The sequence below is a fragment of the Ornithinimicrobium kibberense genome (genome assembly GCF_006519705.1).
Classification (GTDB): domain Bacteria; phylum Actinomycetota; class Actinomycetes; order Actinomycetales; family Dermatophilaceae; genus Ornithinicoccus; species Ornithinicoccus kibberensis.
On sequence record NZ_VFXM01000002.1, the window covers coordinates 64400 to 87726 of the forward strand.

21 protein-coding genes and 1 tRNA gene are annotated in these 23327 nt (G+C 73.5%); 13 read left to right on the forward strand and 9 right to left on the reverse strand.

Features of this window, described 5'->3' with window-relative positions:
• Positions 1 to 5: 5 nt before the first annotated feature.
• From FJR00_RS01760 to FJR00_RS01770, 3 genes are all read right to left on the reverse strand, one after another.
• A complete protein-coding gene (locus FJR00_RS01760) occupies positions 6 to 1868 on the reverse strand; it encodes an acyl-CoA dehydrogenase (protein ID WP_141337213.1) in 1863 nt (620 codons plus the stop codon).
• 179 nt (positions 1869 to 2047) lie between these two features.
• The gene (locus FJR00_RS01765; RefSeq protein ID WP_141337214.1) at positions 2048 to 3121 is read right to left on the reverse strand and encodes a glycerate kinase family protein; all 1074 of its coding nucleotides are present in this window, start codon (positions 3119 to 3121) and stop codon (positions 2048 to 2050) included.
• A 9-nt stretch (positions 3122 to 3130) separates the two neighbouring features.
• On the reverse strand, positions 3131 to 4516 hold the full coding sequence (locus FJR00_RS01770; protein WP_141337215.1) for an FUSC family protein: 1386 nt from the start codon (positions 4514 to 4516) through the stop codon (positions 3131 to 3133).
• A 92-nt stretch (positions 4517 to 4608) separates the two neighbouring features.
• Between FJR00_RS01770 and FJR00_RS01775 the strand changes: the two genes are divergently transcribed.
• From FJR00_RS01775 to FJR00_RS16585, 5 genes are read left to right on the forward strand one after another with little or no spacing between them, the layout of a single operon-like run.
• Positions 4609 to 6210 (forward strand): ABC transporter substrate-binding protein, encoded by a 1602-nt coding sequence (locus FJR00_RS01775; protein ID WP_238330253.1) that lies wholly within the window; start codon positions 4609 to 4611, stop codon positions 6208 to 6210.
• A gap of 54 nt (positions 6211 to 6264) precedes the next feature.
• On the forward strand, positions 6265 to 7215 hold the full coding sequence (locus FJR00_RS01780; protein WP_141337217.1) for an ABC transporter permease: 951 nt from the start codon (positions 6265 to 6267) through the stop codon (positions 7213 to 7215).
• Positions 7212 to 8141, forward strand: a complete 930-nt coding sequence (locus FJR00_RS01785; RefSeq protein WP_141337218.1) for an ABC transporter permease — start codon at positions 7212 to 7214, stop codon at positions 8139 to 8141. Before FJR00_RS01780 ends, FJR00_RS01785 begins: the two co-directional genes overlap by 4 nt.
• Positions 8138 to 9199 (forward strand): ABC transporter ATP-binding protein, encoded by a 1062-nt coding sequence (locus FJR00_RS16580; RefSeq protein ID WP_337678379.1) that lies wholly within the window; start codon positions 8138 to 8140, stop codon positions 9197 to 9199. The genes FJR00_RS01785 and FJR00_RS16580 overlap by 4 nt, the downstream gene beginning before the upstream one ends.
• Positions 9192 to 10064: an ATP-binding cassette domain-containing protein gene (locus FJR00_RS16585; protein ID WP_141337219.1), complete on the forward strand. Its 873-nt coding sequence runs from the start codon at positions 9192 to 9194 to the stop codon at positions 10062 to 10064. The genes FJR00_RS16580 and FJR00_RS16585 overlap by 8 nt, the downstream gene beginning before the upstream one ends.
• A gap of 36 nt (positions 10065 to 10100) precedes the next feature.
• Here FJR00_RS16585 and FJR00_RS01800 read toward each other — a convergent pair whose 3' ends face one another.
• On the reverse strand, positions 10101 to 11390 hold the full coding sequence (locus tag FJR00_RS01800; protein WP_141337220.1) for an MFS transporter: 1290 nt from the start codon (positions 11388 to 11390) through the stop codon (positions 10101 to 10103).
• A gap of 83 nt (positions 11391 to 11473) precedes the next feature.
• On the opposite strand from FJR00_RS01800, the gene FJR00_RS01805 reads away from it, so the two are divergent.
• The 4 genes from FJR00_RS01805 to FJR00_RS01820 are packed head-to-tail and all read left to right on the forward strand — an operon-like array spanning position 11474 to position 15030.
• Complete coding sequence (locus FJR00_RS01805; RefSeq protein ID WP_141337221.1) at positions 11474 to 12121, forward strand: helix-turn-helix domain-containing protein; 648 nt, start codon at positions 11474 to 11476, stop codon at positions 12119 to 12121.
• On the forward strand, positions 12118 to 13227 hold the full coding sequence (locus FJR00_RS01810) for a P1 family peptidase (protein WP_141337222.1): 1110 nt from the start codon (positions 12118 to 12120) through the stop codon (positions 13225 to 13227). The genes FJR00_RS01805 and FJR00_RS01810 overlap by 4 nt, the downstream gene beginning before the upstream one ends.
• 28 nt (positions 13228 to 13255) lie before the next feature.
• Positions 13256 to 14155 carry a formyltetrahydrofolate deformylase gene (gene purU / locus FJR00_RS01815; RefSeq protein ID WP_141337223.1) on the forward strand — a complete coding sequence of 300 codons (900 nt, stop codon included), beginning with the start codon at positions 13256 to 13258 and terminating at the stop codon, positions 14153 to 14155.
• Between the two features lie 44 nt (positions 14156 to 14199).
• On the forward strand, positions 14200 to 15030 hold the full coding sequence (locus tag FJR00_RS01820) for an SDR family NAD(P)-dependent oxidoreductase (RefSeq protein WP_181409454.1): 831 nt from the start codon (positions 14200 to 14202) through the stop codon (positions 15028 to 15030).
• Here the strand turns inward: FJR00_RS01820 and FJR00_RS01825 are convergent.
• Entirely contained in the window at positions 15014 to 16696 is a 1683-nt protein-coding gene (locus FJR00_RS01825) for an AMP-binding protein (protein WP_141337224.1), read from the reverse strand. The genes FJR00_RS01820 and FJR00_RS01825 overlap by 17 nt on opposite strands.
• A 95-nt stretch (positions 16697 to 16791) precedes the next feature.
• Here FJR00_RS01825 and cutA point away from each other — a divergent pair, with 95 nt between their 5' ends.
• Positions 16792 to 17205 (forward strand): divalent-cation tolerance protein CutA, encoded by a 414-nt coding sequence (cutA, locus tag FJR00_RS01830; protein WP_075956774.1) that lies wholly within the window; start codon positions 16792 to 16794, stop codon positions 17203 to 17205.
• Between the two features lie 21 nt (positions 17206 to 17226).
• On the opposite strand, the gene FJR00_RS01835 is transcribed toward cutA, so the two are convergent.
• The 3 genes from FJR00_RS01835 to FJR00_RS01845 all read right to left on the reverse strand — a co-directional run bounded on the left by FJR00_RS01835 (position 17227) and on the right by FJR00_RS01845 (position 18319).
• Complete coding sequence (locus FJR00_RS01835; RefSeq protein ID WP_141337225.1) at positions 17227 to 17592, reverse strand: VOC family protein; 366 nt, start codon at positions 17590 to 17592, stop codon at positions 17227 to 17229.
• Between the two features lie 64 nt (positions 17593 to 17656).
• Positions 17657 to 18118 (reverse strand): VOC family protein, encoded by a 462-nt coding sequence (locus FJR00_RS01840; protein ID WP_141337226.1) that lies wholly within the window; start codon positions 18116 to 18118, stop codon positions 17657 to 17659.
• Between the two features lie 127 nt (positions 18119 to 18245).
• A tRNA-Gly gene (locus tag FJR00_RS01845) sits at positions 18246 to 18319 on the reverse strand.
• A gap of 110 nt (positions 18320 to 18429) precedes the next feature.
• Here FJR00_RS01845 and dcd point away from each other — a divergent pair.
• Entirely contained in the window at positions 18430 to 19011 is a 582-nt protein-coding gene (dcd, locus tag FJR00_RS01850) for a dCTP deaminase (RefSeq protein ID WP_075956771.1), read from the forward strand.
• A 21-nt stretch (positions 19012 to 19032) separates the two neighbouring features.
• Here dcd and FJR00_RS01855 read toward each other — a convergent pair whose 3' ends face one another.
• Positions 19033 to 21570: a (Fe-S)-binding protein gene (locus tag FJR00_RS01855; RefSeq protein ID WP_141337227.1), complete on the reverse strand. Its 2538-nt coding sequence runs from the start codon at positions 21568 to 21570 to the stop codon at positions 19033 to 19035.
• A gap of 160 nt (positions 21571 to 21730) precedes the next feature.
• Between FJR00_RS01855 and cysK the strand changes: the two genes are divergently transcribed.
• Together cysK and epsC are read left to right on the forward strand one after the other, a co-directional pair.
• On the forward strand, positions 21731 to 22666 hold the full coding sequence (gene cysK, locus FJR00_RS01860; RefSeq protein WP_141337228.1) for a cysteine synthase A: 936 nt from the start codon (positions 21731 to 21733) through the stop codon (positions 22664 to 22666).
• Positions 22666 to 23280 (forward strand): serine O-acetyltransferase EpsC, encoded by a 615-nt coding sequence (epsC, locus tag FJR00_RS01865; protein ID WP_141337229.1) that lies wholly within the window; start codon positions 22666 to 22668, stop codon positions 23278 to 23280. The genes cysK and epsC overlap by 1 nt, the downstream gene beginning before the upstream one ends.
• Positions 23281 to 23327: the final 47 nt, after the last annotated feature.

Sequence of the window (23327 nt, forward strand, 5' to 3'; positions counted from 1 at the left end):
CGTCCTCAGAAAGACTCCTCCGGCAGGTCCATCAGCTCCGAGGCGTCGCCGGCGGTGACGACCCGACGGTCCGCGCCCAGCCGGGGCAGCACCTCGGCGGCGAAGAACCGGGCGGCGGCCACCTTGCCCTTGAGGAAGGCCTCGTCGGCCGGCCGCTCGCCGGCGGTCAGCAGCCGCTGGGCCACCTCGGCCTGGCGCAGCAGCAGCCAGGCGATGACGAGGTCGCCGGCGGCCATGAGTAGCCGGGTGGTGTGCAGGCCGACCGCGTAGATCTGCTCGGCCTCCTGCTGGGAGGCCATCGCCTTGCCGACGAGGTGCTCGACCATCGCCTGCAGCTCGCCCAGCGCCCGCATCACGGCCTGGCGCACCTCGCCCAGCCCGTCGTCGGTCTGCGCGGTCGCGGTGGCCATGATCTGCTGCGCGACGTAGCCCAGGGCCGCGCCCTTGTCGCGGACGATCTTGCGGAAGAAGAAGTCCAGGCCCTGGATCGCGGTCGTGCCCTCGTAGAGGGAGTCGATCTTGGCGTCGCGGACGTACTGCTCGACGGGGTAGTCCTGCAGGAAGCCCGAGCCGCCGAAGGTCTGCAGGGACTCGGTGCCCAGCAGCACCCAGGCCCGCTCGGAGCCGCAACCCTTGACCAGCGGCAGGAGCAGGTCGTTGACCTTGACCGCCATCGCGGCCTCGGAGTCCGGCTCGACCTGCTCGTGCCCGGACGCCAGCTGGGCGGCCTGCACCGTGTCCTGGAAGGAGGCGGTGTAAAGCATCAGCGCCCGCAGCCCCTCGGCATACGACTTCTGCAGCATGAGCGAGCGCCGCACGTCGGGGTGGGAGGTGATCGTCACCCGCGGGGCGGTCTTGTCCGTCATCTGCGTCAGGTCGGCGCCCTGGACCCGCTCCTTGGCGTAGTCCAGCGCGTTGAGGTAACCGGTCGACAGGGTCGCGATGGCCTTGGTGCCCACGAGCATCCGGGCGTACTCGATGACGCGGAACATCTGGGCGATCCCGTCGTGGACCTCGCCGAGCAGCCAGCCGACGGCGGGCCGCGACTCGTCCTCGCCGAAGCGCAGCTCGCAGGTGGTGGAGACCTTCAGGCCCATCTTGTGCTCGATGTTGGCCACCTGCACGCCGTTGACCTCGCCGATCTCACCGGTCTCCAGGTCGACGTGCTTGCCGGGCACGACGAACAGCGACAGCCCCTTGGTGCCCGGGCCGGCACCCTCGGGACGGGCCAGGACGAAGTGGATGACGTTGTCGTAGAACGGGGCCGTGCCGCTGGTGATGAACCGCTTCACGCCGCTGATGTGCCAGGAGCCGTCCTCGGCCTGCACGGCCTTGGCGCGGCCGGCCCCGACGTCCGAGCCGGCGTCCGGCTCGGTGAGCACCATGGTCGCGCCCCACTTCCGGTCCACCATGAGCTGGGCCAGCTTCTGCTGCTCCGGCGTGCCCAGGCGGTAGAGGACCGTCGCGAAGGAGAAGCCGGCGGAGTACATCTTCACCGCGGGGTTGGCGCCCAGGACCATCTCGGCGACGGCCCAGGCCAGGCTCGGCGGGGACGCCGTGCCGCCCAGCTCGGTGGGGACCTCCAGGCGCCACCACTCGTTGTCCACCCAGGTCTGGTAGGACTTCACGAACGACTCGGGCATGGTCACCGAGCCGTCGGCGGGGTCGAGCACCGGGGGCGTGCGGTCGGACTCCAGCAGCGAGTCCCCGATGGGCCCCTCGGCCAGCTCGGCGACCTGGTGCAGCACGTCGCGTGCCGTCTCGACGTCGATGTCCTCGAACGGCGCGGTGCCCAGCACGTCCCCCCGCTCCAGCACGTCGAACAGCATGAACTCGATGTCACGGACGTTGCTCCGGTAGTGACCCACGGTCGCCTCCACGTTGAGTCCCGGTACCCGGTACCGGGAGTACCTACTTCTTGGTAACAAGTGTGGACCACGGGTCCGGGGAAAGCAACATCGGGGGTATGCCGTCGCGCCGGGGTGCGGGGCACGCGCCGGACCCGTACCTGCGGACGTGCGTGCGGACCGTCGACGGTGCTGCCGGGTCAGAGCCGGAGCAGCTGCTCGCGGGTCGCCCGCGCCAGGCACTCGGCGGTGCGGTGCCAGGAGGCGTGCGCGCCGAACCGGGCGGACAGGTCGACGGCGCTGACCCGGCCCACCTGGCCCACGGGGGTGCCCGGCCGCACGGTGCCGACGAGGACCACGACCGGGATGCCGTGCCGCGCCGCGGCCGAGGCCACGCCGCCGACGACCTTGCCGCGGAAGGACTGCTCGTCCAGGGCCCCCTCGCCGGTCAGGACCGCGTCGGCCCCCTCCAGCGCGGCCTCGAGCCCCACGTGCTGGGCGACGACGTCGAAGCCGGGGGCCAGCCGACCCCCGAGCGCCACGAGCCCGGCGCCGAGGCCGCCGGCGGCACCTCCGCCGGGCATCGTGGGCAGGTCCACCCCGGCGGCGGCGAGACGCTCGCCGAAGACGTCGAGGTACTCCGCCTGCACCCGTTCCAGCCGCGCGGTCAGCTCCTCGACCTGCTCGGGGTCGGCGCCCTTTTGCGGGCCGAAGACCCGAGCGGCGTCGGTGAGCACGGTCGTCACGTCGCAGGCGGCGACGACGTCGACACCCAGCCCCAGGGGGGTCCGGCCGTCCAGCCGCTCGAGCACCGCGGCGACCGCGTCGCGACCCCCGTCGGTCGTGGCCGACCCGCCCAGCCCGACGATGACGGTCCGGGCCCCGGCGCGCACCGCCTCGGCGACCAGCTCACCGGTGCCGCGGCTCGTGGCCCGCACCGGGTCGTTGGCTGCGGCGCCGCCGGCCAGCGCCAGGCCGGAGGCCTGGGCGCTCTCGATGACGGCCGTGCCGTCGTCGCCGAGCCGCCAGGCGGCCTGCACCGGACGGCCGTGCGGCCCGGTGACCGTGCTCGTGCGGGTCGCCCCGCCGAAGGCGTCGAGCATGCCCTCCCCCCCGTCGCAGAACGGCATGCCCCGGACCTGCCAGCCCAGCTCCTCGGCGGCGGGGGTGACCGCGGCGACCACCTCGGGGGCGGTCAGCGACCCCCGGAACTTGTCCGGGGCCACGACGAGCACGCGCGAACGTCCGGCGTCCTGCGTGCGGTCCCCATCCATCTGCCGATGCTACGTCCCCCCGCTGCTGTCCTTCCGATCGGTCGTCGCGGGCACCCCGTCGTCCTCCCCGCCCCCCGACGTCTCCTTCTTGTTCTTCCGCTCCTCCTTCTCCTGCTTCCTGTGCTCCTTCTCCTGCTCCTTCCGAGCCTTCTCCTCCTCGCGCCGCTGCTCCTCGTCCTCGTAGGACTTCTCCCGGGACGCCAGCATCTCCAGGGTGCGCGACATCGTGATGAGGACGGCGGTGGCGGTGGGGGAGGCCGGGGTGGAGGGGTCGTTGACGACCTCGTCCAGGGCCTCGGTGGCCCTCCGCATGCGTCGCAGGTCCAGGGTGTCCATGGGCAGGCGCCAGCCGTCGAGCAGTTCCTGCAGCGCGCGCAGCGCCTCGCAGGTGACCTCGGCCACCGGCTCCCGCATGGCCGGCCCCCTCAGGTCGCTGCCGGCGGCGACCATCCCCATCGCCGCCGCGGCGAACTCCCAGGTGCGCAGCTGGTCCTCGGCCCGGGCGATCGTGGCGCCGTGCTGGTAGGCGCGCTGGTTCTTGCGCCGGGCGTCGCGCAGCTCGGCCACCGACTCCCGCGCCCTGGCCAGCTCCTGGTCGAGGTCGGGGGCCCGGCCCTTCCCGGGGTCCTTGGCGTCCTCCGCCATCTCCTCGGCGCTGCGGGCGTCCTCCTGCCGGGTCCCCTCGGTCTCCGTCCCGCCGGTCGTCGCCGCCCCCCGGGTCTCGCGCTGGTCCCCCCGGCCCTGGGCGTCCGCGGAGTCCTTCTGCTCCTCGTCATCCTCGTCCTCCTCCTGCGCGGCCTCCAGGTCGTCCTCGAGCCGGTCGATGACGTCCTCGACCCGGTGGGACAGGGCGTAGCGCAGCCGGTCCAGGTTCTGCTCAGCGAGCGCGACCGGCTGGCCGGGCAGGACGACGGCGATGAGGATCGCCATGACCGCACCGAGCAGGATCAGCAGCGTGTAGTACCCGACGAACGGCAGGTCGCCGCCGCCGAAGATGAGCGTGAACAACGCGGCCGTTGGCACCCAGGACCCCATCGGACCCAGCCAGCGGAAGGAGCCCAGGACCACCGCGATGCCGACGGTGATCCCCATCGCGAGCCAGCCGTCGTGGTCGCCGAAGAAGTCGGCGACGATGGCCGCCGTGCCGCCCAGGACGATCGCGGCCGAGGCCTGCAGCGCGGTGCGCAGCGAGCCGCCGGGGTTGTTGGTCGTGGCGATGACCGCGCCCAGCGGCGCGTAGTAGGCGTAGTTCGACGCCTCGCCGGGCAGGTTGTAGGCCACGATCCAGGCCAGCGCGACCGCGAGCATCGTGCGGAACGCGTTGGCCACGATCGGGTTGCGGTCCCAGAGGGACACGGACCTGAGCAGCGCCTGTCGGGGGGTGGGGGTGGCCACCCCCCGATTGTGGCCCAGATGCCTGACGACGGCAGGGGCGGGTGGCGGTGGCGGGGTGCCATGCAGGATGATGCGGAGCCATGAGGACGTCGATGAGGACGAGAACCCGCGCCCGCGCCGTCGCCGGCGTCGCCGCGGTGGCCCTGCTCGCGGGGTGCAACGCGGGCGCCGGCAGCAGCGACCCGACCACCGACCCGGGGGACGGGGGCACCGAGGAGGGGACCGACCCGACCGACGCCGAGGACGACACCGGTGGCGCGACGGGGGAGGCCGCCGGCGGCGGCAGCGACGAGACCGTGCGCATCGGCCTGGTGGCCGAGCCGGCCAGCCTCGACTTCTCCACCACCGACGGCGCCGCGATCCCGCAGCTGCTGCTCGACAACGTCTACGAGACGCTCGTGCGCGTCGACGTCGAGACGGGGGAGGTCGTCGGGGCGCTCGCCGAGGACTGGGAGGTGAGCGAGGACCGGCTGACCTACACCTTCACCCTCAAGGACGGCGTCACCTTCAGCGACGGCTCGGAGTTCACCGCCGAGGACGCGGCGTTCTCCCTCGAGCGGGTCTCCTCCGACGCCTGGACCACGAGCCTGAAGGCCCAGCTCGACGTCGTCGAGGGCGTCGAGGCGGTCGACGACCGGACGCTCGAGGTCACCCTCTCCCGGCCCAGCAACCAGTTCCTCTACGCCCTGACCACCCGCGTCGGCGCGATGTACGACACCGAGGGCGTGGACGACCTGGCCAACGACCCGGTCGGCACCGGCCCCTACGTCTTCGACGAGTGGCAGCGCGGCTCCCGGATCACCCTGCAGCGCAACGAGGACTACCACGGCGAGACGCCGTACTTCGCCACCGTGGAGATGCACTACTTCCGCGACCCCAACGCGCTCAACAACGCGATGCTCACCGACGCCATCGACATCGTCTCCACCGTCCAGGCACCGGAGTCGCTCGACCAGTTCGAGGGCGGTGACTACCAGATCGTCGAGGGCACCACCAACGGCGAGGTCGTCCTGTCCTTCAACAACGGCGACGGCCCGTTCACCGACCTGCAGGTGCGCCAGGCGGCGCGCCACGCGATCGACCACCAGAGCCTGCTGGACACCTGCTGGGCCGGCCGCGGCGAGCTCATCGGCAGCATGGTCCCGCCCACCGACCCCTGGTACGAGGACCGCACCGGCGACTACCCCTTCGACCCCGAGCGGGCCCGCACCCTCCTGCAGGAGGGCGGCGCCGAGGGCGAGGAGGTGCGCCTGCGCCTGCCCACCCTCCCGTATGCCGTCGCGTGCGGCACCGTGGTCGAGTCCATGCTCGAGGACGCGGGCTTCGAGGTCACCGTCGACGAGCTGGAGTTCCCCTCGGCCTGGCTGGAGACGGTCTACACCAACAAGGACTACGACATGTCGATCGTCGCGCACGTCGAGCCCCGCGACCTGGGCAACGTCTTCGGCAACCCGGACTACTACACCTCCTACGGCACCGAGGAGCTGCGGACCCTGCTCGACGAGGCCGACGCCGGCACCCAGGAGGAGCAGGTGCAGAAGATGCAGGAGGCCGCCGAGCTGATCAGCACCGACGCGGCAGCCGACTTCCTCTTCCTGCTGCCCAACCTCATGGTCGCCGACCCGGACATCACCGGGCTGCCCGAGAACGCGATCACCGAGTCCTTCCGCCTGGCCCAGCTCGGCCGCGGCTGACCGGCGCCCCGACGGTCCGCACCCGCCCGAGGCGAGACGGAGACCACCTTCCCCATGCTCCTGCGAGTCGCGCACCGGCTGACGGTGCTGCTGGTGAGCCTGGCGCTGGCCTCGGTGGTGGTCTTCGCCTTCATGCGCGTCCTGCCCGGCGACCCGGCCCGGGTCGCGCTGGGGGTGAACGCCTCGGAGGAGGCGGTGCGGGCGCTGCGCACCCAGTTCGGGCTGGACCGGCCGGTGCTCGTGCAGTACGTCGACTGGGTCGGCGGGCTGCTCACCCTCGACCCGGGCGTGGAGTTCCTCTCCCGCGCCCCGATCGGCCCCCAGATCGCCGACCGGCTGCTCGTGACGGCATGGCTCATCGTCTCGGCGATGCTCCTCGCGCTCGTCGTCGCCGTGCCGGTCGGCCTGTGGATGGCGCTGCGGCACCGCCACTGGGACGGGATCGTCCTCTCCGGGCTCTCCCAGGTCGGCGTGGCCGTGCCCGCCTTCCTGGCGGGGATCCTCATGATCTCGGTCTTCGCCGTCCGGCTGGGCTGGCTCCCCTCGGGCGGGTGGGTCGTGCCGGCGCAGGACCCGGTGGGCTTCGCCCGGCGGCTGGCGATGCCGGCGCTGTCCCTCGCGCTGGTGCAGGGGGCGGTGCTGGCCCGCTACGTGCGCTCGGCCGTGCTCGACGTGCTCCGCGAGGACTACCTGCGCACCGCCCGGGCCAAGGGGCTGCGGCCGGTGCAGGCCCTGGTCCGCCACGGCCTGCGCAACGCCGCCGTCCCGGTCGTCACGGTCCTGGGCCTGCAGCTGGCCACCCTGCTCATCGGCGCGGTCGTCGTCGAGCGCGTCTTCGTCGTCCCCGGGCTGGGCTCGCTGCTGCTGGACTCGGTCGCCAAGCGCGAGCTGCTCACCGTCCAGGCCGTGGTCATGGTGCTCGTCGTGGCGGTCCTGGTCATCAACTTCGTCGTCGACCTGCTCTACCTGCTGATCGACCCGCGGCTGCGGACGGGGGCCCGATGAGCGGGGGCGGCGGGGCCGTGACCGGGCCGGGGACGCCGGAGGGACCGGTGACGGGTGCGCGCGGGGACGGGCCGGCCCTGGAGGCCCCGCAACCCGCGGACCGCGCCTGGGGGCGCCGGCTCAACCCCAGCCTGGTCGTCGGCGGGGTGCTCGTGACCGCGATCGTCGTGCTGGCCCTGGTCTCCTACGTCTGGACCCCCTGGCCGCCGATGCGGGTGCTGCCCGTCGAGGCGTACCAGACCCCCAACGCCGAGCACTGGCTCGGCACCGACCGCTTCCGGCGCGACGTGTTCACCCAGATCCTCGTCGGCGCCCGCACCACCCTCTACGTCGGGCTGGTCGCCGTCGGCGTGGCCGCCGTCGTCGGCGTGCCGCTGGGCATCCTGGCCGCCATGTCGCCGGGCTGGCTCGGCCAGGTCGTCATGCGCACCAACGACGTGCTGCTGGCCTTCCCGGCCCTGCTGCTGGCGATCATGTTCGCCGCGCTCTACGGCGGGTCCACCCGGGTGGCGATGATCGCGATCGGGATCGCCACCATCCCCGCCTTCGCGCGGATCACCCGGTCGGGCGCGCTCGGGGTGATGAAGAGCGAGTACGTCGTCGCCGCGCGCGCCGCGGGCCGCTCCCCGCTGGCCATCGCCTGGCGGCACGTGCTGCCCAACGTCGCCGGGCTGGTCATCGTCCAGGCCTCGGTGTCGTTCGCGATCGCGATCCTCGCCGAGGCGGCGCTGGCCTACCTGGGCCTGGGCACGCCCACCGGGCAGGCATCGTGGGGCCGGATGCTCTACGAGGCGCAGACCACGCTGCGCTCGGCGCCCCACCTCGCGCTCGTCCCCGGCGCCGCGATCGCCCTGTCGGTGCTCGGCTTCAACCTCTTCGGCGACGGCCTGCGCGACTGGCTCGACCCGCGGCTGGAGCGGCGGTGAGCAGCGTGGCCGGCGCCGTCGGGGACGGCCAGGAGGTGCAGGAGGTGCCCGACCGCACCGTCCTGCGGGTCGACGGCCTGGACGTGCACGCCGGCTCCACGCCGCTGCTGCAGGACGTCTCCTTCGCGATCGACCGCGGCGAACGGGTCGGGCTGATCGGCGAGTCCGGATCGGGCAAGTCGCTGACCGCCCTGTCCGTCATGGGCCTGCTCCCCGAAGGGCTCGGGGCGACGGGCGACGTCCGGCTGGCCGCGCGCACCCCGGCGGAGCACAACCTGCTCGAGCTGGGGGAGCGGGCGCTGGCCCGGATGCGCGGCGACGGCATGTCGATGGTCTTCCAGGAGCCGATGACCGCGCTCAACCCCACGATGCGGGTCGGCGCCCAGGTCGCCGAGGTCATGCTGCTGCACCGCACCCGCTCGAGGAGGGCCGCCCGGGAACGGACCGTCGAGCTGCTCGACCAGGTCGGCCTGCCCGACCCCGCCCACGTCGCCCGCGCCTACCCGCACGAGCTCTCCGGCGGCCAGCGCCAGCGGGTCGTGCTGGCGATCGCCCTGGCCAACGACCCGGCGCTGCTCATCTGCGACGAGCCCACGACGGCCCTCGACGTGACCGTCCAGGCGACCGTCCTCGACCTCGTCGTCCGTGGCGTCGAGGCCCGTCAGGCGGCCCTGCTGTTCATCACCCACGACCTCGGCGTGGTCGCGACCGTCTGCGAGCGGGTGCTCGTCATGTACGGCGGGCGCATCGTCGAGGCCGGCCCGGTCCAGGACGTCTTCGGCGACCCGCGGCACCGCTACACCCAGGGGCTGGTCGCCGCCAGCGACCTCGCCGGGGCCGACGGCCGGCGCGAGCGCACCCGGCTGCCGACGATCCCCGGCTCGGTGCCGCCCGCCGGCCGCTTCCCCGCCGGCTGCGTCTTCCGGACGCGGTGCGCGCACGCCACCGACGTCTGCGCGACCCCGCCCCCGTGGACGCCGCGCGCGGAGCACCCTGCGGGCGCGACCGCATACGGGTATGCCTGCTTCCACCCGGCGGGAGGTGAGGAGGATGGGTGAGGGGACCGGCACGCCCGCCGTCGAGCTGCGCGGGGTGAGCCGGCAGTTCCGGCGGCGGCGCACGTCCCTGCTGACGCCGGCGCCGGTCGTCGACGCCGTCCGGGACGTGAGCGTCACCGTCGCCCGGGGCGAGCGGTTCGGCATCGTCGGCGAGTCGGGGTCGGGCAAGTCGACCCTCCTGCGCCTGGTCAGCGGCCTCGACCAGCCGACGGCCGGGGAGATCCTCGTCGAGGGCCGGCCGGTGCACGACCAGCCCGCGCGTCGGCTCGGCTGGCTGCGGGAGACGCTGCAGCTGGTCTTCCAGGACCCGATGAGCAGCCTGGACCCACGGATGCGGGTGCGCGACATCGTCGCCGAGCCGCTCGTCGCCCAGGGCCGGCACGACAACCGCGAGCGTGTGCACGAGCTGCTCGAGGCGGTCGGGATGTCGGCCGAGGCGGCCGACCGCTACCCGCACCAGTTCTCCGGCGGGCAGCGTCAGCGCATCTCGGTCGCCCGCGCGCTCGCGCCGGGGCCGGACATCCTCGTGGCCGACGAGCCGGTCAGCGCGCTCGACGTCTCCGTCCGCGCGCAGGTGCTCAACCTCATCGACGAGGTGGTCGACGGCTTCGACCTGACGTTGATCTTCGTCTCCCACGACCTGTCGGTGGTGCGGCACGTGTGCGACCGGGTCGCGGTGATGCGGCGCGGGGAGTTCGTCGAGGTCGCCCCGACCGAGCAGCTGTGGAACGACCCGCAGCACCCCTACACCCAGCAGCTGCTCGCGGCCGTCCCCGACCTGCACGGGGCGCTCGCCGGCCGGACCGCGCGGGACCTGGCCGCCGACGTGGCCCGCCGCGGGCAGGACGGGGACGGGACGGGCTGACCGCCCTGGCCGACGTCGGGGCCCCGTCCCGGGACCTCACGCCCCGGACGCGGCCCAGTCGGCGGGGCGCGGCAGGGTGCGCAGCGCGCGGCTGGACAGGACCGCACCCACCGCCAGCAGGCAGATCGCGGCGCAGGCCAGCAGCGTCGGGCGCAGGCCGAGCAGGCTCAGCCCCCAGCCCGCCAGCACCGGCGCGAGCGGCAGGGCACCGGCCCCGACCAGCTCGGCCGCGCTCATCACCCGCCCCAGCACCCGGCGTGGCGTCTGGTGCATGAGGTAGCTCATCATCGCCGCGTTGGTCGCCGGGCCGCCGAGGATCCCCACGGTCAGCACCGCCAGGGTGCCCCAGAACCCGGGGACGAACGGCAGCACGAGCATCGACAGCCCCGCCAGGGACATCCCCGCCATCGCCACCGGGCCGGAGGGGAAGCGCTGCACGACCGGGCCGGCGGCCACCGCGCCCACGAGCATCCCGACGCCGAGGGCGGTCGAGACCAGCCCGATGCGCGCCGGGTCCTCGCCGGTCGTGGCCAGGTGGTAGAGCAGCGTGGTCACGGCCGCGTTGAGGCCGAGGTTGAGCAGCAGGGCCACGGTCATGACGCGCCGCAGCTCGGGGCGCGCCCACAGCCACCGCAGGCCCTCGACGGCCTCGGCGCGCACCGACGCGACGTCGGTGGTCCGCTCCGCCCGGAAGTCGCCCCGGAGCACCAGCGCTCCCACCGCGGCGACGAGGTATGCCGCGCCCGCGGCGGCGAGCGCGGGGAGCGCCCCGATCCCCAGCAGCAGGCCGCCGAGCGGCGGGCCGCCCATCGCCACGGCGGCGTCCCGGGCCTGGTTGGCGCTGGAGGCGGTCGGCAGCAGGGCGGGCGGCACGACCTGCTTGAGCGCCGCGTCCGAGGCACCGGCGAGCAGGCCCGCGCGGACGCCCGCCAGCAGGTTGAGCGCTCCGAGCGCGACGAGGCCGAGGTCCAGCGTCAGGACCGCGACCATCCCGGCGACGACCGTCGCGGCGAGCGTCCCGCTGAGCGTCATCAGCCGGCGCAGGTCGTGCCGGTCGGCCAGCACCCCGCCGAGGAGCGTGGTGGCGATGCGGCCCCCGGCGCCGAGCGCGGCGACCGTGCCGGCCGCGGCGGCGCTGCCGCTGACGACGACGACGAGCAGGGGGACGAGGAAGAACTGCAGCGACGAGCCCAGGGCCTGCCCGGTGTCGCTGAGCAGCCAGGCCCAGTAGGCCCGGTGCCGGTGCAACGCGGGGAGGGCCGGCGGGACGGCCGTCCGGCCGGCGGGGCTGGGAGCCGACGGGTCGGCCGGTGCGGTGGTGGTCATGGACCGACAGTAGACCCGCACCGAGAATTGCGCAATAGAATGTGCGCAAGTAAATGTGCGGGATGGTCGGTAGGGTGGCCGTCATGACCGACGACCCGTCCTCCGCGCCCGCCGCCGGGCCGGCGTCCGGCACCGTCCGGCTCACCTCGCCGATGCTCAAGGCGATGGCCCACCCGCTGCGCCGACGTCTGCTGGAGCTGATGCACGAGGACGTGCCCCGCCGTGCGGCCGACCTGGCCGAGCTGGTCGACGCGCCGGCCAACTCGGTGAGCTTCCACCTGCGCCAGCTGGCCAAGGCCGGCCTCATCGTGGAGGCACCGGAGCACGCCCGGGACCGGCGCGACCGGGTCTGGGTGGCCTCCGGCAGCGGCTTCACCGTCGGTCCGCCGGAGGGCCCGGTGACCGCGGACGAGGAGCTCGTGCTGCGCTCCTTCATGGACCAGGAGGCGCTCGACCTGCACGACCTGGTCGCCCGCATCACCGCGTGGGCGGCGGCGTGGGGCAGCGGACGGGAGGAGTCGGTCCGCGCCGCGATCCACACCGGGCTCGTCGAGCTGACCGAGGAGGACGTGCGCTGGCTCAGCGGCGAGCTCGAGGCGCTCATGGACCGGGCGATCGAGCGCAGCCGCACGCCCACGGAGCAGCCGAAGAAGCTCTGGCGGATGGTCTCCCTCGTCGCCGACGACTCGCTGCCCCGCCCGACCCACCCCGACCACGGAGAGGCACCATGACGACCCAGCCCACCGCCGGCCCCACCAACTCCCTCGTCGACGTCGCCGGCCTGTCGGTCGGCCACCACACGGCTGCCGGCGAGGGGTGGCTCACCGGATCCACCGTGGTGCTCGCCCCGCCGGAGGGGGCCGTCGGCGGGGTCGACGTCCGCGGCGGCGGCCCCGGCACGCGGGAGACCGACCTGCTCGACCCGCACAACCTCGTCGACCGGGTGCACGCCGTGTCGCTGTCCGGCGGGTCGGCGTTCGGCCTGGCCGCCGCCGACGGCGTCATGCGCTGGCTGCTCGACGAGGGGCGCGGCTTCCCGATGGGTGCGCCCGGCCAGGTCGTCCCGATCGTCCCCGGCGCGGTCATCTTCGACCTCGGCCGCGGCGGCAGGTGGACGAGCACGCCGGACGCCGAGTTCGGCCGGCAGGCCTGCGAGGCGGCCCGGGACGTGCTCGCCGACGGTACCGACGGGCGTGCCGCCGCGCCCCCGGTCGGGGCCGTCGGCGCGGGCACGGGCGCCCAGGTCGCCGGAGGGCTCAAGGGCGGGGTCGGCACGGCGAGCCTCGTGCTCGAGGACGGGACGACCGTGGCGGCGCTGATCGTCCTCAACGCCGTGGGGTCCACGGTCGACCCGGCCACGGGCGAGCTCTACGCCGCCCACCGCCTCCTGCCCCGCGACCTGGAGGACCTGCCGGGCTTCCCCGAGGGGGCGCGGCTGCATACCCCCGAGCCGGTGGACGTCGAGGCCGCCCGCACCCGGGCGGCCGAGCTGGGGTCGGAGGGCCTGCCGCGCACGCTGGCCACGACGATCGGGGTGATCGGCACCGACGCCGCCCTGTCCAAGGCGCAGGCCTCCCGGCTGGCGATGAGCGGGCACGACGGCATGGCGCGGGCGGTCGTGCCGGCGCACACGATGTTCGACGGGGACACCCTCTTCACCCTGGCCACCGGCGAGCGCGAGGCGCCGGACGCGTGGGCCATGCACCAGCTCCTCCAGGGCGCGGCCGACGTGGTGGCCCGCGCGATGGTGCGGGCGACGCTGGCGGCCCCCACCGTGACCACCTCGGCCGGGACGTGGCGGGGCTACGTCGACGCCTTCCCCAGCGCCGTGTGGTGAGAAGCCTGCCGGCTGGCACCTAGACTCGCTGCCCGTGACCGCCGAGCCCGGACGCGACGTCGTCCTCACCCTGTCCAGCCCCGACCGCCCCGGGATCGTGCACGCCGTCTCCGGCGTGGCGCTCGAGCAGGGGCTGACGATCACCGACAGCCAGCAGTTCGCCGACCCCTCCAGCGGCGAGTTCCACCTGCGGATGGAGCTGCGGCGCGACGGGGACGGCGCGCAGGGGCGGCCGGCCACGGGGCCGGCCGGGATCGCCGACCTGCGCGCCGCGTTCGCCCCGGTCGGGGAGCGCTTCGGCGCGCAGTGGGACGTGCACGACCGGGCCGAGCCGCACCGGGTGCTCGTCATGGTCAGCCGGATGGGCCACTGCCTCAACGACCTGCTCTTCCGGGCCCGCAACGGCCAGATCCCGATCACTGTCCCGGCGATCGTGTCCAACCACGAGGACTTCGCCGACCTGGCCGCCTGGCACGGCATCCCGTTCCACCACGTCCCCGTCACCAGGGACACCAAGCCGCAGGCCGAGCAGCGGCTGCGCGAGCTGCTGGCCAAGCACGACGTCGACACGATCGCGCTGGCGCGCTACATGCAGGTGCTCTCCCCGCAGCTGTGCGCCGACATGTCGGGCCGGATCATCAACATCCACCACTCGCTGCTGCCCAGCTTCAAGGGGGCCCGGCCCTACACCCAGGCGCACGACCGCGGCGTGAAGGTCATCGGCGCGACCGCGCACTACGTCACGGCCGACCTGGACGAGGGCCCGATCATCGAGCAGGACTTCCGCCGCGTCGACCACCGGCTGACCCCCGAGCAGCTGGCGCAGGCCGGCCAGGAGGTCGAGGCCGCCGCGTTCTCGCGGGCGGTGCGCTGGCACGCCGAGCACCGGGTCGTGCTGCGCGGCGGTCGCACGGTCGTCTTCAACTGACCTCCCCCTGGCCGTCCCGGCGCGGGCGCTGCCAGGATCGGGGTATGACGTCGCTGGACTACGCCCGCATGTTCCGTCTCGACGGCCGCCACGCGGTGGTGGTCGGCTGCGGCGGCATCGGGGCCGAGATCGCCGCCGGGCTGGCCGCCCAGGGGGCCCGCGTGAGCTGTCTCGACAAGGACGAGGCGGTCGCCGTGGCCGTGCGGGACCGGCTGTCCCGCAACGAGAGCGACGGGGAGGCGGGCACCGGCGACGGTGACGGGACCGGCGGTGCCGGGCACGCGGCATACCCCGTCGACGTGCGGGCCGAGGGCGCCCTGGCCCGGGTCGCCGAGGAGCTGGGCGACGTCGACGTGCTCGTGCTCACCGCGGCCATGAACGTGCGCAAGCGGCTGCTCGACTACACCGGCGAGGAGTTCGACCGGGTCGTCGGGCTCAACCTGCGCGCCACCTTCGACGCCGCGCGGGCGTTCGCGCCGCGGATGGTGGAGCGGGGCACCGGGTCGGTCGTGGTGCTGACCTCCATCCGGGCGGTGACCGTCGAGCCGGGGCAGGGCGTCTACGCCGCGACCAAGGCCGGGGCCATGCAGCTGGTGCGGACCCTGGCGGCCGAGCTCGGGCCGGACGGGGTGCGGGTCAACGCGGTCGCGCCCGGGGTCGTCGAGACGCCGCTGACGCAGCAGATCCGCGACGACGCCGAGTGGGGGCGGGCCTACGCCGAGAAGTCGGCCCTGGGCCGGTGGGCGCGGCCCGAGGAGATCGTCGGGGCGGTCTGCTGGCTGGCCTCGGACGCGGCCAGCTTCGTCACCGGCAGCCAGGTCATGGTCGACGGCGGGTGGACGGCGGTCGACGGACGGTTCACGCCCCCGACCTGAGGCCGGGGCCGCCCTCCTCCTGGATCAGCTGCTCGCCCTTCTCCCGCAGCTCGACCTTGCGGATCTTGCCGGTGACCGTCATCGGGAACTCCTCGGCGACCTGCACGTAGCGCGGGATCTTGTAGTGCGCCAGCCTGCCCGAGCAGAAGTCGCGCACGGCCTCGGCGTCCAGCCGCGGCGCCCCGGCCCGCAGCCGCAGCCAGGCCATGAGCTCCTCGCCGTACTTCTCGTCCGGCACCCCCACGACCTGGGCGTCGACGACGTCCGGGTGCGACATGAGGAACTCCTCGATCTCCCGGGGGTAGATGTTCTCCCCGCCGCGGATGACCATGTCCTTGATCCGGCCGGTGATCTCCACGAAGCCCTGCTCGTCCATGACGCCGATGTCGCCGGTGGCCATCCAGCCGTCCCGCACGACCTCGGCGGTCTTCTCCGGCTCCTCCCAGTAGCCGAGCATCACCGAGTAGCCCTTCGTGCAGAACTCCCCGGGCTCGCCGCGCGGCACGACCTCGCGGGTCACCGGGTCCACGATCTGGATCTCCAGGTGCGGGCCGACGCGGCCGACGGTGCCGACCTTCTTCTCGAACGGGTCCCGGGGCGAGGTCTGCGTCGACACCGGGGAGGTCTCGGTCATCCCGTAGGCGATCGTCATGTCCCGCACCCCGGCGTCGATGAGCCGCTGCATGACCGACGCGGGGCACAGCGACCCCGCCATGATCCCGGTGCGCACCGTGGCCAGGTCCTGGACGGAGAACCCCTGATCGGCGTCGATCAGCTCGAACATCGCGATGAACATCGTCGGCACCCCGTAGAGCGAGGTGCACGCCTCCTCGCGCACGGCCGTCAGCGTGGCCGCCGGGTCGAACCCCGGCCCCGGGATGACCATGCAGGCGCCGTGGGTGACGCACGCCAGGTTGCCCATGACCATGCCGAAGCAGTGGTAGAAGGGCACCGGGATGCAGACGACGTCCTCCTCGGTGTAGCCGCAGCCCACGCCCACGAAGTAGCCGTTGTTGAGGATGTTGCGGTGCGAGAGGGTCGCGCCCTTGGGGAAGCCGGTGGTCCCGGAGGTGTACTGGATGTTGATCGGGTCGGTCGGGGAGAGCCGCCCCTGCAGCTCGGTCAGCCGCGCCCTGCTCACCTGGTGGGCCCCGCCCCGGAACTCCTCCCACGCGTGGCCGCCGATCACCAGCACCTGCGCCAGCGTCGGGCAGTCGCGGCGGACCTCCTCGACCATCGCCGGGTAGTCGCTGGAGCGGAACCTCTCGGCGACCACGATCGTGCTGATCCCCGCCTGGTCGAGGACGTAGGCCAGCTCGTGGGTGCGGTAGGAGGGGTTGATGTTGACGAGGATCGCGCCCATCTTGGCGGTGGCCAGCTGCACGAGGGTCCACTCGGCGCAGTTCGGCGCCCAGATCCCCACCCGGTCCCCGGTCCGCACCCCCGAGGCGATGAACGCCCGGGCCAGCAGGTCGACGTCCTGCACGAGCTCGGACCAGGTCCAGCGCCGCCCGCTGGCGGACTCCACGAGCGCCTCCCGGTCCGGGTGGGCCCGGGCGGTGTCGTCCAGCGCCTGCCCGATGGTGGTCTCCAGCAGAGGTATGTCGTCGCGCCCCCGGGCGTGGGACAGGTCGGGCGAGGGGGCGGGGACTGCGCTGTCGTCCATGGGGCCATCCTGCCCCCGCCGGGGGCACCCGCTCCACCCGGGGCCGTGGCCTCCTGCCTGCGGCGTGGGGGAGGTCGGCACGGCATACTCGACGCATGACCGACACCGCTGCCACCGCCGGCCCGGACGACGCGACCGCCCAGGAGCTGCCCGCCCTGGTCGAGGCCCACGTCAGCGTGCCCGACACGGACACGGCGCAGCGCATCGCCAGCGACCTCGTCGCCCGCCAGCTGGCGGCCTGCGTCCAGGTGCTCGGGCCGATGACCTCGGTCTACACGTGGGAGGGCGAGGTGCACCGCAGCGAGGAGTGGCTGCTGCTGGCCAAGACGACCGCCGTGTCCTTCCCGGCGCTGGCGCGGGCGGTCCGCGCGCTGCACGGCTACGAGGTGCCCGAGGTCGTCGCCGTGCCGATCACCCAGGCGCTGGGGGAGTACGCCGCCTGGGTGCGCCAGCACGCCGACGGCATCGACGACGCGGAGCTGTCCGGCCGGGCGGACGCGCCCGGCTGAGCGGCCGGCGGTGCGGGCCGGTCAGCCGGTGCTCGTCGTGCCCTCGTAGAGGCCGACCTGGTTGCCGTCGGGGTCCTCGAAGATCGCCCACCAGCTGGTCTCGCTGATGGGGCTGCGGTCCATGACGACCCGGCCGCCCCGCTCCTGCACGGTCCGCAGCGTGTCCTCGATGGAGTCGACCTCGACGTAGGAGCGCGGCTGGCTGAAGTCCTCGCTGCGCGGGGCCAGCCCGCCGCCGCTGATCTCGTTGGGGGCCTGCCACATCGGGTAGCCCTCGAAGCCGGGGGACTCGGCGATCTGCCACCCGAACAGGGCGCGGTAGAAGTCGGTCGCCCGGGCGGTGTCCGAGACCGGGATGTCGATGTGCGTGATGTCTCCGTGTGCCATGGGACCTCTCCTGCGGTGAGACGGGTGTGACGTGGGTGCGACCGGGGGGCCGGCCGCCGGGGGGTCAGTCCAGGCAGAACTCGTTGCCCTCGGGGTCGGCCATGACGATGAACCCGTGGGTCATGGGCGGGTCCGGCTCGAACCGCTGCAGCCGGCGCGCGCCGAGGGCGACCAGACGCTCGCACTCGGCCTCGAGCGTGGCCATCCGCTCCTGGCCCTCCTGCCCGGGAGCGGCGCGCACGTCCAGGTGGAGGCGGTTCTTGGCGACCTTGTCCTCGGGCACCTGCTGGAAGTACAGGCGCGGCCCCGACCCGTCGGGGTCCTCGAGGGCCGAGGCGCTGTTGCGCTGGTCCTCGGGCACCCCCGCCTGCTCCAGGAAGTCGTCCCAGGCGGCCAACGGGTCGGCGCCCTCGGGCAGGTCGACGCCCGGGGGCGGGGGATGGACGTAGCCCAGCACGTCCCGCCAGAACACGGACAACGTCCTGGGGTCGTAGGCGTCGAAGGTCACCTGGATCTGCCGGGTCACTGGTCCTCCTCGACGGCGGGTCACCTCCTTCCACTGTGCCGCAGCAGGGCGGCGGAGGGAAGAGCCTGGTGCGACCCGGACCGGAACGGCAGAAGGCCCCGCCGGTGGTCGGCGGGGCCGTCTGCGCTGGAGCGGGCGACGAGAATCGAACTCGCGTATTCAGCTTGGGAAGCTGATGTTCTACCATTGAACTACGCCCGCAACGGCTCGACCCGAGGTCTCCCGGGTCGGGTAGAGAGCATACCCCACCTGCGCACTCGCCCCGAAACCCGGCCGTCCCGGGCCTCCCGGAGGCCCACTACAGTGGCTGCGTGCTGCTCTCCGACCGCGACATCCGCGCCCAGATCGACGCCGGCAGGGTCGTGCTCGACCCCTGGGACCCGGCGATGGTCCAGCCCTCCAGCGTGGACGTGCGGCTGGACCGGTTCTTCCGGCTGTTCGACAACCACAAGTACCCGGTCATCGACCCCGCCCAGGACCAGCCCGACCTGACCCGTCTGGTGGAGGTCGAGCCGGAGGAGTCGTTCGTGCTCCACCCGGGGGAGTTCGTCCTGGGCTCCACCTACGAGCAGGTGAGCCTGCCCGACGACGTCGCCGCCCGGGTGGAGGGCAAGAGCTCCCTCGGCCGGCTGGGACTGCTCACGCACGCGACCGCCGGCTTCGTTGACCCCGGCTTCACCGGGCACGTGACGCTCGAGCTGTCCAACGTGGCGACCCTGCCGATCGTGCTGCACCCGGGCATGAAGATCGGGCAGCTGTGCTTCTTCCAGCTCAGCTCGCCGGCGGAGCACCCGTACGGCTCGGACGTGCGGGGCAGCCACTACCAGGGGCAGCGCGGTCCGACCGCCAGCCGGTCCTGGTCGGGCTTCCACCGCACGCGCATCGTCAGCTGACGCGCGCCCCGACCGGGCCCCTCAGCGCTCCGGCGTGCCGTCGGTGTCGGCCGTCGGGGAGGAGTCGGAGGGGCGGTCGACCGCCGACTCCGGGCCGTGGGTCGCCTCGACCGACTCGTCCTGCGTCGGCGCCACCCCCTCCTGGAGGGCGTCGTCCTCGGCCTGGGCCTGCTCGGCCACCGGGGCCTGGTCCCCGGGCGCCTGCGCATCGGCGGGCTCCTCGGCGGGCGCGTCGGCCGCGGGCCCCTCGACGAGGGGCTCCTCCGTGCCGGACTCCTCGGCGGCGGGCTCGTCCGCGCGGCGCACGGCGGCCAGCAGCATCTGGGCCACGTCGACGACCTCGACCTCCTCGCGGGCCCCCTCGGACTGCTTCTGGGTCAGGCCGTCGGAGAGCATGACGCGGCAGAACGGGCAGCCGATGGCGATCCGGTCGGCGCCGGTGGCCAGCGCCTCCTCGGTGCGGTTGAGGTTGATCCGGGTGCCGAGCTTCTCCTCCATCCACATCCGTGCACCGCCGGCGCCGCAGCAGAACGACTTCTCCCCGTGGCGGGGCATCTCGCGCATCTCCACGCCGGGCAGCGCGCCCAGGAGCTCGCGGGGCGGGGCGTAGACCTGGTTGTGCCGGCCCAGGTAGCAGGGGTCGTGGTAGGTCACCGACGAGGCCGTGGAGGCCACGCCGGCGGTGTCGGCCTGGTCGGGCCGGGAGACCGGGGTCAGGCGCTTCTCCCGGACGAGCCGGTTGAGCAGCTGCGTGTGGTGGACGACCTCGAACTGCCCGCCGACCTGGGGGTACTCGTTCTTGATCGTGTTGAAGCAGTGGGCGCAGGTCACCACGATCTTCGTGGCGTTGACCTCCTTGAGGACCTCGACGTTCTGCATCGCCAGCATCTGGAAGAGGAACTCGTTGCCGGCCCGCCGGGCGGGGTCGCCGGTGCAGGTCTCACCGTCGCCGAGGACCGCGAAGGACACCCCCGCGGTGTGCAGCAGCTCGGCCACGGCCCGGGTCGTCTTCTTGGCGCGGTCCTCGAAGGCGCCGGCGCACCCGACCCAGAAGAGGTAGTCGACGGCGGAGAGGTCCTCGACGTCGGCCCCGGCCATCGGGACCTCGAACGGCAGGTCCTTGGCCCAGTCCATCCGGAGCCGGGCGTTCATCCCCCACGGGTTGCCCTTGTTCTCCAGGTTCTTGAACAGCCCGCCGAGCTCGTTGGGGAAGGCGGACTCGATGAGGTTCTGGTAGCGGCGCATGTCGACGATCGAGTCGACGTGCTCGATGTCGACGGGGCACTGCTCGACGCAGGCGCCGCAGGTGGTGCAGGACCAGAGCACCTCGGGGTCGATGACGCCGCCGCCGGCGGGGACGGTCGGGTCGCCGACGGTCTCGCCCACGAGCGGGCGGGCGGCCTCCGCCACGGCGGTGGTGGGGATGCCGTGCAGCTGGTCGGGGCGCTCCCCGTCGCCGAGGGCCTCGAAGGCCTTCATCGCCGCGTCGCGGTGCTCGCTGTCGGCGAGCAGCCACGGGGCCTTGGCGTGGTGGTGGTTGCGCAGGTTGACCACGAGCATCTTGGGCGAGAGCGGCTTGTCGGTGTGCCAGGCCGGGCACTGCTCCTGGCAGCGGCCGCACTCGGTGCAGGTGGAGAAGTCGAGCAGGCCCTTCCAGGTGAAGTCCTCGACCTTGCCGACGCCGAGGGCGGCGTCCTCGTCCAGCTCCTCGATGTCCTCGAAGTCCACCGGCCGGCCGTCGACGGCGATCGGCTGCAGCTCGCCGAGGCTGGTCCGGCCGTCCGCGTGCCGCTTGAACCAGATGTTGACGAAGGCCAGGAAGCGGTGCCAGGCCACGCCCATCGTCGGGGTGACGGCGACGGTGATCATCCACCCCATCGAGATGAGGATCTTCAGCAGGGCGACCGCGACGATCGTGTTCTCCAGGGCCTGGACCGACATGCCCTCGAAGAACCGGCCCAGCCAGCCGGTCGTCGGGAAGTGGACGAGGTCGGCCCAGTCGGCACCGGTGGCCCGGCCGAGGGCATACTCCAGCCCGCGCAGCGCGACGATGCACAGGCCCACCCCGAGGATGACGAACTCCACGACGTAGGCCTGCCAGAAGGTGGACCCCCAGAACCGGCTGCGCCGCTCCAGGGAGCGCGGGTGCTGGCGCTGCCGGACGACGATGAGCGCGACGATGCCCAGGATCGTGAACCACCCGAACAGCTCGGCCAGCCAGATGTAGGGCGGCCAGTGCCCGATGAGGGGGAGCGCGAAGGAGGGGTCGAACAGCTGGCCGTAGGCGGTGGCCAGGGTCGTGGTCAGCAGGAGAAACCCGAGCATGACGCCCCAGTGCGCCACGGCGACGAGTGGTTTGCGGGCCATCCGGGTGTGCCCGAGGAACTCGCGCAGGAGCGTCAGCGTCCTCGACCCCGGCTCGTCGGTGCGCTCCTCGGGCTGGCCGAGCCGGAACTTGGCCACGAAGCCGACGATCGTCCGCACGAAGAGGGCGACGGCGGCCAGCGTGACCAGGCCTGCGACGACGATGGCGAAGACCTGCAGCATGCTGACGTCCATGGGTGCAGGGTAGCCGTCGGGGCGGACGGGCCGACGGGGGCTCGGCGCCGAGGACCCGGGGGACCCCGGCCGGGGGGCCGCCCCACGATGGAATAACTCCGGATTGCGTGATGTATAACTGCTGGAAGACATCGCCATCCCCTCGACGAAAGGTCCCCTCGTGCCCGTCTTCGACGACGTCACCCAGGTCATCGGCCACACCCCCCTGGTGCGCCTCAACCGGCTCACCGACGGCATCGCCGACGGTGCCCAGGTGCTGGCCAAGCTCGAGTCGCAGAACCCGGCCGCCTCGGTCAAGGACCGCATCGGCGCCTCCATCATCGACGCGGCCGTCGAGTCCGGCGAGCTGCAGCCCGGCGGCACGATCGTGGAGGGCACCTCCGGCAACACCGGCATCGCCCTGGCGATGGTCGGCGCGGCCCGCGGCTACAAGGTGTGCCTGGCCATGCCGGACACCATGTCCCTGGAGCGGCGCGCGCTCCTGCGCGCCTACGGCGCCGAGCTCGTCCTCACCCCGGGCGCCGAGGGGATGAAGGGCGCCGTGGCCAGGGCCGAGGAGATCGCCGCCGAGCGCGGTGCCGTCCGGGCCCGCCAGTTCGCCAACCCCGCCAACGTCAAGGTGCACTACGAGACCACCGGCCCGGAGGTCTGGGACGACACCGACGGCGCGGTCGACGTCTTCGTCGCCGGCGTCGGCACGGGGGGCACGATCACCGGGGCCGGGCGCTACCTGCGGGAGCAGAAGCCCGACGTGCGGCTGGTCGCCGTGGAGCCGGCCGCCAGCCCGGTCCTGTCCGGCGGCCAGCCCGGTCCGCACAAGATCCAGGGGCTGGGTGCCAACTTCGTGCCCGAGATCCTCGACACCGAGCTCTACGACGAGGTCGCCGACGTCGAGCTGGACGACGCCCTCACCACCGCCCGGGCGCTGGCCACCCAGGAGGGCATCCTGGCCGGCATCTCCTCCGGGGCCAACGTGTGGGCCGCCCTGGAGGTGGCCCGCCGCCCGGAGAGCGCCGGGAAGACGATCGTGGTGATCATCCCCTCCTTCGGCGAGCGCTACCTGTCCACCGTCCTCTTCGAGGGGCTGCGCGACTGATGCCGATCCGTTCCACCCTGGGTGCGCTGGCCCGCGCGGCCGGCGACCTCGCCGCGCACGTCCGGGAGGACCTGGACGCCGCGGTCTCCCGCGACCCGGCCACCGACTCGCGGCTGGAGATGGCCCTGGCCTCCCCGGGGCTGCACGCCGTCTGGACCCACCGGGTCTCGCACGCGCTGTGGACCTCGGGCTCGCGGCTGCCCGCACGCCTGCTGTCGCAGGCGGCCCGGGCGGCCACCGGGGTGGAGATCCATCCCGGTGCCCGGATCGGGCGACGCTTCTTCATCGACCACGGCATGGGCGTGGTCGTCGGGGAGACCGCCGAGGTCGGGGACGACGTCATGCTCTACCACGGCGTCACCCTGGGCGGCCGGTCCATGGAGTCGGTCAAGCGGCACCCGACCCTCGGCGACGGCGTCACCATCGGCGCCGGGGCCAAGGTGCTCGGCGACATCGTCCTGGGGCACGGGGCGCAGGTGGGGGCCAACGCGGTCGTCACCAAGGACGTCCCGTCGATGGCGGTGGCCACCGGGATCCCGGCCAAGATCCGTCGCACCGACGGCACGATCGACCCGCAGCACGCGCTCTACGACGAGCCGGCCCTCTGGATCTGAGGGCTCCCCGCCCCGAGGAACAGCCCTCGCACGACGGAACGGCCCGC